This window comes from Kitasatospora sp. MBT63 (assembly GCF_000710465.2).
In the GTDB taxonomy this organism is placed as follows: Bacteria; Actinomycetota; Actinomycetes; order Streptomycetales; family Streptomycetaceae; genus Kitasatospora.
Map to the genome: position 1 here is coordinate 1 of NZ_JAIZ01000078.1, position 9,721 is coordinate 9,721.

The following is a 9,721-nucleotide window of genomic DNA, read 5'->3' on the forward strand; positions in this document are numbered from 1 at the left end:
CATACCCACGCCAGTACCAACCTGACCAAGCCCTACTAGGGGAGGCATCAGGAACTCTCAGGAAGACCTTAAGGAAGTTGTTTGTAGAGTGCACGGCGATGCACTTCGGCGCGCATGTGCCACCGGGTCAATGAGATTGATGTTCCATCAGGGGGCGGCCGGCCATCGGGCTCCCGTACCGGCGCGAGTGAGGAACCCCAATGGAACTCCCGATACCGGATGCCGGCGGCAGCGGGCCGGAGGTGGATCCGCTGTCCGTGGACCACGGATCGCATGGGCATACGCTGGTTCGCCGTGCCCGGTCGGTCAACGGTCGGCCGGCCCACGCTCCGGTCCGGCTTCGGCCCACACCCGTCCCGGCTCCCGGATGCGGCCACCGGCGTCCCGCACCGACCGGGCCGGGACAGCCCCTGCGGACGTCACAGTGACACGACTGGCTGCCATTTCCCGTGACACCTCTGGTCCTGGTGGAGCTGGAGCCCCAGATGAGCCGTCAGATCGGATTGCTTCGAATTGCTCGTGCCAAACTTGACTCTGCCATCAACACATCGGTCGGGCTGTCCGACTGGGCTAGAGCCGAGTCCGCCCGCCTCCGGTCGGCTGTTGCGGCCGCCTCGACCGAGAATTCGCAGGGCAGGATCTTCTCCGAACGCCTCGATGCCTGGATGGCGGGTGGAGGCGGGTGGAATCATCGCTGGCAGGCGGTCGACGCTCGTACGCCGCCTCCGGTGCCTGGGATGGACATCGTCAACATCGGCCCTGGAGATGAGCGGCCGGTCACCGATCATGACGTGGCAAGATTCGCCGGCATGACGAAGGGCATGACGAACGGCAGGGCGGCCGGTTCCCGGGGCGGGGTTGCCGGTCCTCCGCGCAGAGATCCGGAAAGCGGTCATGGTAGGTCCAGGTCAAGAGACGGGTTCTGAGAACCGACAGCCGCGCCTCGCGGACCCGGCGGACCCGTAACCCCATGGCCACTCGCCGTTGACCGGTCGCAGTTCGTCGAGACGACGCAGAACCACGGTCGACCGCCGCCGACACCCCGGCGGAGCCGCCCACGGATGGGCACCCTGGGCTGCCCGATGAGGCCGTTACCGGAGCCGGCGAAGTCGATGCGCTGCGACATCACTGAAGATGGTTCCAATCACGCGAAACTCAGCACTCGTTGGTCCCGGAGGTGATCGGTCATAGTCGTCGAGTCCGACGGGGTACACCTCGCCGAGAGCGCAGAACAGATGCGTGCCGTGGAGAGGCTGCGCTACCAGTCGTACGTCGAGAGGCTTGGAGCGGACCGGCCCACCGCGGACCACCGGGGAAAACTGCTCCCGCTTCCCGCAGACCACCAGTCGCGGGTCCTGTACGCCGTCGAGGACGGCCAGGTCGTGGGAACTCTCCGCATCCGCCACGCCATGCTCGGCCCCTATACCGAATCCGAGATCCAGGTCTTCGCGCCACAGGCGTTCTCAGCGGTCGCGCCGATCGAACGCACCACCATTATCGATGCCTTCGCCATCCGCGAGGACCGCCAGGCCTCGGCCGTCCGGATCGACCTGTTCGCCGAGGTGGCACGGTACTGGGCGAGTGAGGAGGTCAAGCTCGCGTTCTGCGATTGCATGCCGCACCTTCTGGGCAACTACCAGCGGCTGGGCTTCCGCCCCTACAAACCGAACGCCAGTTTCCCCGAAGCCGGGCTGGTGATCCCTCTGGTCCTAGTCATCGATGACCTCGACCACCTCGAATCCGTCGGGTCACCGGTCCTGTCACTACTACGGGCCGCTGGTGGGTGCTGGGACCGAGCTCGCGGCCGTGAGATCGCCGCATACATCCTCGCGTCCGGGCAGGACCACGTGGTCGAGGACACCGCCGACGACTTGGACGAACATGCGCCGGCGATCATCGATCGGCCCGATCACAGGCTCAGTGTCTTCGGCGGCATGACCGCCGAGGAGCGTCGCAAGATCATGGAGAAGAGCAGCGTCATCGAGGCCTGTGAAGGTGACGCCTTGATCCGGGAAGGCCACGGGACCAGCAATCTTTTCGTCATCCTCCAAGGAGCAGCGCACGTGGTGTTGCCCGACGGCCGCGTCATCGAGCTCGGCGGCGGCGAGCTGTTCGGCGAAGCCGCGTTCTTCCTCGGCCGGCGTACCGCAGACGTCATCGTCGCAAGCGAGACCGCCCGCATCCTCGCCCTGTCCCGAAGTACCCTGAACCAGCTCCTGGACACCCATCCGCGTACCGCCGCACGCCTCGCCATGAATCTGGGCCGGTTGCTCGCTTCCCGGCTCAACACCCCCGCAGCGCCCGGGCCGGGGGTGGGTGTGAAGGAGACCGACGGGTTCCGCTGACTGCTGCGTCCTTGGGCCCGGTGCGAGGTGGGCAATCGCTGTCAGGCCCGGGTCGAGGTCGGCTTGGGGCCGTGCTCGTAGGTCATCGGCCGGGCTTGACGGCCAAGCCCGCCTCGTCGGGCGCGCCGGCCGATGGACGGCATTCTTCATCCGCCGCCCGGTCCTTCGGGAAGGTACGCGTTCAGGACATCAGGGTTCGAGCAGGCGGTCCATCGGAAGCCGCATCGACCTCGCTCTGGCGGGCGGACCTGCGCCGATCCGCCCCAGGAAGACGGTGCGGTCCAGCGTCCGCCCCGGTAGCAGCGCCCGGAGGCGTTCCGAGACCTCCTGGGCCTGCTCGGAGCCCTTTCGATCCGTCGTGAAGGCACGGCCGTTGACGGCATAGGAGGAGAAGATCAGCGGAGCCAGGTTGGGCTGCATCTGCAGGCCGATGGAGGTAGCGGTGAGCCAGAACCGCTGCATGGCGGCTCCGGCGGCCAGATGGTCCTCGACCGTCCGTGGCGCGGTGTGGCCCAGCAGTGCGAAGTGGGCGCCGCAGGCCAACGCGGGTGCCACCTCGAGTTCCAGGCGCGGTATCAGTGTGCCGCCCAGATAGGTGTTGGCGAAGTCCACCCTGCGCCAACTGGCCATGAGGGTACGGGTCAGTCGGACCGTGACCGGGTCCAGGCCGAGCGAACCGGCGGGCATGCCTTCCTCGCTGGAGCCCGTGCCCCAGGTGATGGCCTTGCGGTGAGTCTCGTATGCCTCCGGGATGGTGAGGCGGAGCTTGCACGTTCGGGAGTTCACGGCGGCCATCCGCCGGCGTTGTTTCCCTTCGAGCCAGAGCACGCTGAAGCCCGGTGCGACGGCCTCCTCGAGTTTGCTCTTCTCCGGCAGCGTCAGCGGCCGCCTGCTCAGTGGCCGCCGCTGGACGGTGCGGCGGCGGAGGTAGGGGTACAACTCATCAGGCGTCTCCTCCGAGGAAGCCAGACCCACATCGAACAGTAGGTCGCGGCCCGAGCCGTCGATGCGGCGGATGTCGGCACGCAGTCCGAGACCGCTCGCGGCGATCCGTACGGTCTCCAGGAGCCCGCCCACTGACATCTGGCTCGGCCAGCCGTCCATGTCGTAGACGTCGTGCTCGCGTGCGTCGAACCCGCGGATGGTGCAACGGTCCGGCCCGGTCACGGTGAAGCGCCAGGGCTGTGAGTTGTCGCCGCTGGGGGCCCAGCGGGCCGTGTCCAGGACCTGCTCGACGGGGGTGTGAGGGCTCGGGGCCGGCGACGGCCTCTGCGCCAGGGCAGCCAGGCGGCGACGCCCGACGGCGAGAGACAGACGTTGCACCGGGTTGCGGTTGCCGCCCGGCCGCCAGGTTCGTCTGATCCGGTTCTCGTAGGCGTCGAAGACGAGTCCGCGGGGTGCGGCCACGATCTTTCCCCGGCCGAGGAGGATCTTGAGTGCTTGGCTGCCCGCGACGCCGGCACACAGCTGACACGCCATCACCGTCGACGGTCCGCGTCGTCCGGCCAGATCGACCCGGCTGGGGTCGACCAGATAGCGGGAATGCACGCCCGCGGGCGAAAGGCCCAGCATGAATCTCAGGGCCTGCTCGTCCTCGTCGTGCCCCTCGAAGCGGAAGTACTCCTCGAACGTCATCCCACCCGGCATGAAGCACAACAGTGCGGCACCCATGCCGAGCGGTGCCGCAGTGACGGCCGGGATCCCGTGGCGGGCGCAGTGTGCGAAGACGGACCGGCGCGCCTCGAAGGCGAAGAAGTCCAGGGAGTCGACGTAGAGGTCGGCCCCTTCGAGGAAGGCGGCCGGATCCTGAGGGTCCATCCCCTCGGGGAAGACTGAGAGCTTGAGCCCGGGATTGATGTCCAGCGCGGCCTGAGCCATCGTCTCGGCCTTCGGGCGGCCGATGTTCGACATGAGGGCCCCGGCCTGCCGATTGAAGTTCACCAGGTCGAAGGTGTCGAAGTCGGCGATGGTGAAGGCTCCGACGCCCAGGCGGGCGAGGGTGAGCAGGTGGAAGCCGCCGACCCCGCCCATGCCCGCGATGGCCACCCGCTTGGAGCGCAACTGCTGCTGCTCCTCGGCGGTCACCCAGCCGAGGTTTCGGGAGAAGGCCGTGTCGTACTCGAAGGCCGGTTCCTGCTGCATCCGTCAGCTCCCGTGGGTTCGTGTGCCTCCGCGTGCCGGAGCCCTCTGCCCGCGCGCCGCGTGGGAGGACAGTCGGGGCAGGACACCGGTGGGAGCAGCCACCTTCGCATGGCGGTCCTGATCGCGGATGGGCCCAGGTGGCAGCCCGAAGGGCAGACGAGGCGGGCTCCGGGGGCATCCATGTATGGCCCTTGAGACGATGTCCTACGTGGTGAGCTTGGCCAGTCGTTTGTGGCATGTGATGACGGCGGCGAGGTCGTAGAAATGCCAGGTAGAGCAGGTGGTTGCGTTCGTAGCGGCGGGCGATGCGGCGGTAGCCGGTGAGCCAGGCCATGGCTCTGCTGTCGGCGGAGCCATTTCCGCAGTCCGGGGCTGTCGTAGGCTTTGTCCGCGTGGACCTTGCGCGGTTTGTAGTACAGGTCCCGTTCCGGGTCGTGTTTCGCCTGGAGGGCCTGGACCAGCGGGATCAGGCAGTGCTGGTCATGGACGTTGCCGGCGGAGATGCCGACGACGAGAGGCAGCCCTGCCCGGTCGGACAGGACGTGCACTTCGGAGCCGGGTTTGCCCCGGCCGACGGGGCTGGGACCGGTGTGAGTGCCCCATTTTTCGCGCGCACGTGCACCGAGTCGGCGATCACCCGCGACACATCCAGTATGTCCGCGGCCACCAGACGCTCCAGCATCGCCCGCCGCAGCCGGCCCCACAGCCCGTTCCTGGTCCAGATCGTGAAGCGGCGGTGCACCGTCGACTTCGACAAGCCGAAGCACGGCGGCAGATACCTCCACGCACACCTGGTCGTCAGCACGTGGACGATCGCGGCGAACACCGCCTCGTCGTCCAGGTTCGCCGTGCCGCCGCCCTGCGGCCGCACCCGTGCCGCCGGAAGCAACGGCTCCACCAAATCCCACGAACCGTCAGTCAGGAGCGACGACCCAGCCTCACCCACCACTTCCCATGACCGACCCTACGACCCGGCTGCCCGGGCAGTCACCCGGGTAGCCGGGACGGCTCTGACAGACCTGTCGTCTGGGGTTGTCGCGTCCCTCCGATGATCATCTTCTGTCGCGTTCGGGCCCGAGCGGTGCTGTGGTGCTGGGTGATGTGCTCGTCGGCGCTGCCGGGATCATGCCAGGTCGCGGGATCGGCCAGAGCGAACCGGGCTCCGTCAGAGCGCGGGTTGCCTCGCGTGGAGCGGGTCGATCAGAATCACGCGCCGCACCAGCCGACCCATGGCGCTCGAGCCGGTGCCAGTGCAACCGACTTCCGAGTATAGCTGCAAAAACGGATCTAATTACCACCAGATAGAGCAGCTGGCGATATACGATATGCCTAAGGGGGACGCTCCACAAAGTTCCCAATGACTCTCCGTCCAGCCGCAGGGCGCGGCCACAGCTTGCAACCTGAAGCGCCGTATAAATGGACCAGACGATGAGTACATTGACTGGATCCAGGAATATTAGCCCATAGATCGTGTAGATGTCTACTGCGGGGGCCAGCAGTGGCATAAGGAGCTGGTACAGGACGATGTACATAATTCCCCTGCGCCCCAATTTACCGCTTGGGCCGCGTTCGATCAGTGCGCGCCTGTGCTTCCAGGCGGACTGGAACGTCCCATAGCACCATCGGTATCGTTGCAACCATAGTTGGTGAAATGTGGCGGGTGCTTCCGTCCAGGCAATGGCCCGTGGTTGGTAAACCCCTCGCCAGCCACTACGGCATATCGCCATCGTGATGTCGGTGTCCTCGGCAAGTGTGTCAGTACTGAACCCGCCAACACTTTCCAGTACCTGCCGGCGGAATGCACCTATGGCCCCTGGGACCGTTGGCATGCATTCTAGAAGTTCGAACATTCTGCGGTCAAGGTTGAAACCAACGACGTACTCGACGTGCTGCCAGCGTCCGATGAGACCCTTCCTATTTCCTACTTTGGTGTTGCCGCTGACTGCTCCTATGCGCGGGTCGATAAGGGGTCTCACGAGGTGATCGACTGCATCCGGCTCGAAAACAGTATCGCCATCGACGAGGATCAAGATTTCGTGGTGGGAGGCAGCGATTCCAGTATTCAATGCGGCCGCTTTCCCGGAGTTCGGTTGCTGAATGATGGAAACCGCGGGAATTTCGAGACCCCGAGCAATTTCTACCGTCCGGTCGGTGGACCCGTCATCCACAACTATTATCTCCAATTCTGGGTGCGTGCTCGCGGCAAGGGAGCGCAGAGTATGTTCTATTCCAGCCTCCTCGTTGTATGCCGGAACCACAATGGAGACGGGGCCGAGGAAGGTTGAGCTCTGTGACAAGTGCGGCGACCTGCGGGCTGCGAGTAGATGGTGAGTAGCGCAGACTTCCACCACGACCAGTCGAAATATCACCAATCCGGCAGCAAGGATCAAAATCCAGTTAAAGACGCCCAAGAATGAGTCGACTGATCTGAGGAGAGGTTCGGTGAATGCTATGGCGATGGCCGCGATAATGCCGCACACCAGCCAGATGATCCGCCGCCGGCGTCCCGTCATGTCGACGAATATTGGATTCCGTTCCCGTGTGGCGTCACTACCCTTGTCGGCCGGCCTTGGTGCGGAATTCTCCTGGCGATTCATGGTGACCTCTGCGGTCTCTTTGGTGGAGTTGTGCGAGCAGTGTCTGATGGTTTTCATGGCCACCTCCGTGGCGGGTCGGCGGTTCGGCAGCAGCGTTAGTTTTCATGAATTTCCAATGAGTGGGCGCTCGGGGCAGAGGCGGTATTTGGAGAGGAGTTGATGCTGGAGCGTGGGCATCGAGATCAGAAATGAGACCGTTCATCGGCGAACCCACAAGTCCGGCGTGGCGCGGCTGCGCGGCGGAACTGCAACGCCGGCGTCCACGGCCCGGTGGTAAATTTCACATCATTCCTCCATCCTTCGCCTCGACATTTCCCTGCCGGTCGGCCGGATAATATCTGCTCGAATTCATTAAATTATTCACGTTTTCAGGTTTCCTCCTGGTGCCGCGGTATTCCATCGCTGGAGCTGGGAGCGGTGAGAGTTCCGGAACCGTTGGCCGGGGCGGCAGTGTTGCCGCTGACAGTGCGGTTGTCGAGGTCGGTGGTTGCGCCGGTGGCGTTCGTGATACCGCCGGTCTCGTCGGTTGGGTCTCCGGTGAGGGTGATCGGGGATTCCGAGAAGGTCCTCCGTTCTCGACAGGGAGGCGCGCTCCCACGCGTAGTGCGCCTCCTCCGACGGTGAGGTCGGCCCGGTTGAGGTTGAGGATGTCTTGGTCGGCGATGTCGACTGGAGGGAAAGGGCACTGGGGGCACCTTGGACGGTGGCGCTGTTGCCGCTGACGGCGATGGCGGTGCCTACGCCGTTGGTGTCGGCGGTGTTCACGGATGCGGTGAGGCGGTGTCACATGCGACGTCGGTGACTGCGTGCGCGGGGGTGGGCATGGTCAGGATCGCGGCGAGGAAGGCAACGCCGCGCCGTGCTGCCGTGGTCCACCGACCGGGGCACGGCGAGAAAGGGAAGCCGTTCATGAGGGGCCCCTTCGGCCTCGGCGACAAACGTGGTATACGACGGTATCTGCCTCTCCGAGGGCGGAACTCGGCGCCAAAGGCCGTAACAAGGGGAACGAAAGCATTCCCCTCAGGGCCCCGACATGGGTTCAACGGCCCGGGGTGCCGGGCACTCCGGTGCGCAGCACCCGATGGCGGTGAACGGGACGGTGCTGGCCTTCGTGCGGGGCGGCACCGCGTCGGACGCCCCGGGCGACGGAGGTGGAGTTCGTGCTGCCGGGCGGCCGCCGGAAGGTGAGGCCGGACGCGGTGTGGCAGGCCCCGGAGATAGGGGTCCCGGTGCTGGTGGTGGAAGTCGACCGCTCCACCGTGCCGCCGGAGCGAGTGGCTGCGAAGTGCACGCCTACCGCGAGCTGTTCCGCACGAAGGTGAAGCACCGACCCGGCACCGGCCGACGAGGAACCGGCCGGCCGGGTGGTCCATTGGTGGCGCCGGACCCGGCCCGGCCACACCCGGGCCGGCTACCCGCCCGCCGCCCTGGTCGTCACCGACGCAGGACCAGGGGCGCTGGCCAACCGTCAGCAGGCGGTGGCGGACCTGGAGCGCGATGCCTGGGGCTGCACCTGCTGTACGTCCTGGTGCAAAACCGCCGCGACAGGGCTGCCGCCAAGGCGTTTCTTCCGCCGGTTCCTCCAGCAGGCCGGCACGGTGTTGTGGGTGATTGTCAGCTTGGGCCGGCCGGTGGTCCCGTTGTCGAAGACCGTGAAGACATCCAGGGCGGGTGGTGTCGAGCATGACCTGTTCCCCGGGCCGCAGGTTCTGGGTCGGGCGGAAGGGACGGGCGGGTCTGTGGGCGGTGCGGGCCGGGTTGCCTGGCCGCTCACCGGGATCGGCCAGCACAGCACGCTCACCAGCCGGTAGAACGTCGCCATCGGCGGCACCCGCACGCTGCCGGGCCCGTGCCGTTCCTCCAGCACCCGCGCAGTCAGCCGCCGCAGCCCCTTTGACGGTGCCCTTGGGGCGGCCGCCCTGGCGCCGCATCGCCTCCAGGACCACCACCACCCGCTCGTCCGCGTGCCCTGCCGGGCTGCAGGTGCGGGTGGTGGCGGTGGTCCACCAGCCCCCAAAGGCCCTTCTCGCGGTACTCCAGGCGCATACGCCGCACAGGGGTGCGCGAGATCTTCCCGAACCCCACCGCGGTCGGCTCCTGCGCCTTGGCCAGCTCACGCTGGGCCAGGGTGCGGGTGGCCGTGGTCGTACTCCGGTCTCGGCTCCCACCCGAGCCCACCTGCCACCTCGAGCCGCCCGGTCTCCACCTCCCGGACGTGGCGCTGCCAAGCCAGGGCCCGCTCCTACTCGCGCAGCGGCACCGTCACGAACAGCCCCCACTGCGGCACCGCCGCCGGCGTCTCGCCAACCAGGGCAAAGCCGTCGGCGGCGAACAGGTAGTTCGCCAGCAGCGTCGCCGCACCCCCTGATCGTCGACCAGCCGCACCTGCTGTCCGAGCACACCGACGACCTGCCAGGTCCGGCCCTCGAAGACCACGTGCGCACCCACCGCCAGCACCGGCCGCCTCCCCGCCGCCCGGCTCACCACCCCACCCCCGCACCCGTGTTCACGCCACCACCGCCACCAAGGATTGCCACCACCGGCCCGGCCGTCGTCGACAGCCCCAGACCCGGTACCAACCCCAACCCCAGCAGCAGCCCCAGACCCGGGACCGGCCCAGACCCGGGACCGGCCCAG

General features: G+C 66.7%; 3 protein-coding genes and 1 pseudogene. 1 reads left to right on the top strand and 3 read right to left on the bottom strand.

Going from position 1 to position 9,721, the window contains the following annotated elements:
• The first annotated feature begins 1,235 nt into the window (after window positions 1–1,235).
• The gene (locus AA75_RS05335; protein ID WP_033818586.1) at window positions 1,236–2,345 is read left to right on the top strand and encodes a cyclic nucleotide-binding domain-containing protein; all 1,110 of its coding nucleotides are present in this window, start codon (window positions 1,236–1,238) and stop codon (window positions 2,343–2,345) included.
• 189 nt (window positions 2,346–2,534) lie between these two features.
• Here the strand turns inward: AA75_RS05335 and AA75_RS05340 are convergent, their stop codons facing one another.
• The 3 genes and pseudogenes from AA75_RS05340 to AA75_RS45200 all read right to left on the bottom strand — a co-directional run bounded on the left by AA75_RS05340 (window position 2,535) and on the right by AA75_RS45200 (window position 7,141).
• The gene (locus AA75_RS05340) at window positions 2,535–4,487 is read right to left on the bottom strand and encodes a ThiF family adenylyltransferase (RefSeq protein ID WP_033818587.1); all 1,953 of its coding nucleotides are present in this window, start codon (window positions 4,485–4,487) and stop codon (window positions 2,535–2,537) included.
• A 204-nt stretch (window positions 4,488–4,691) separates the two neighbouring features.
• Window positions 4,692–5,436: pseudogene (locus AA75_RS47070) on the bottom strand (IS5 family transposase).
• Between the two features lie 103 nt (window positions 5,437–5,539).
• Window positions 5,540–7,141 (bottom strand): glycosyltransferase family 2 protein, encoded by a 1,602-nt coding sequence (locus AA75_RS45200; protein WP_082526269.1) that lies wholly within the window; start codon window positions 7,139–7,141, stop codon window positions 5,540–5,542.
• Window positions 7,142–9,721 lie beyond the last annotated feature (2,580 nt).

Bases quoted from the DNA above. Each gene is read 5' to 3' on its own strand.
- AA75_RS05335 (WP_033818586.1), top strand. From the start codon at position 1,236: ATGCGTGCCGTGGAGAGGCTGCGCTACCAGTCGTACGTCGAGAGGCTT.
- AA75_RS05340 (WP_033818587.1), bottom strand. From the start codon at position 4,487: ATGCAGCAGGAACCGGCCTTCGAGTACGACACGGCCTTCTCCCGAAAC.
- AA75_RS45200 (WP_082526269.1), bottom strand. From the start codon at position 7,141: ATGAAAACCATCAGACACTGCTCGCACAACTCCACCAAAGAGACCGCA.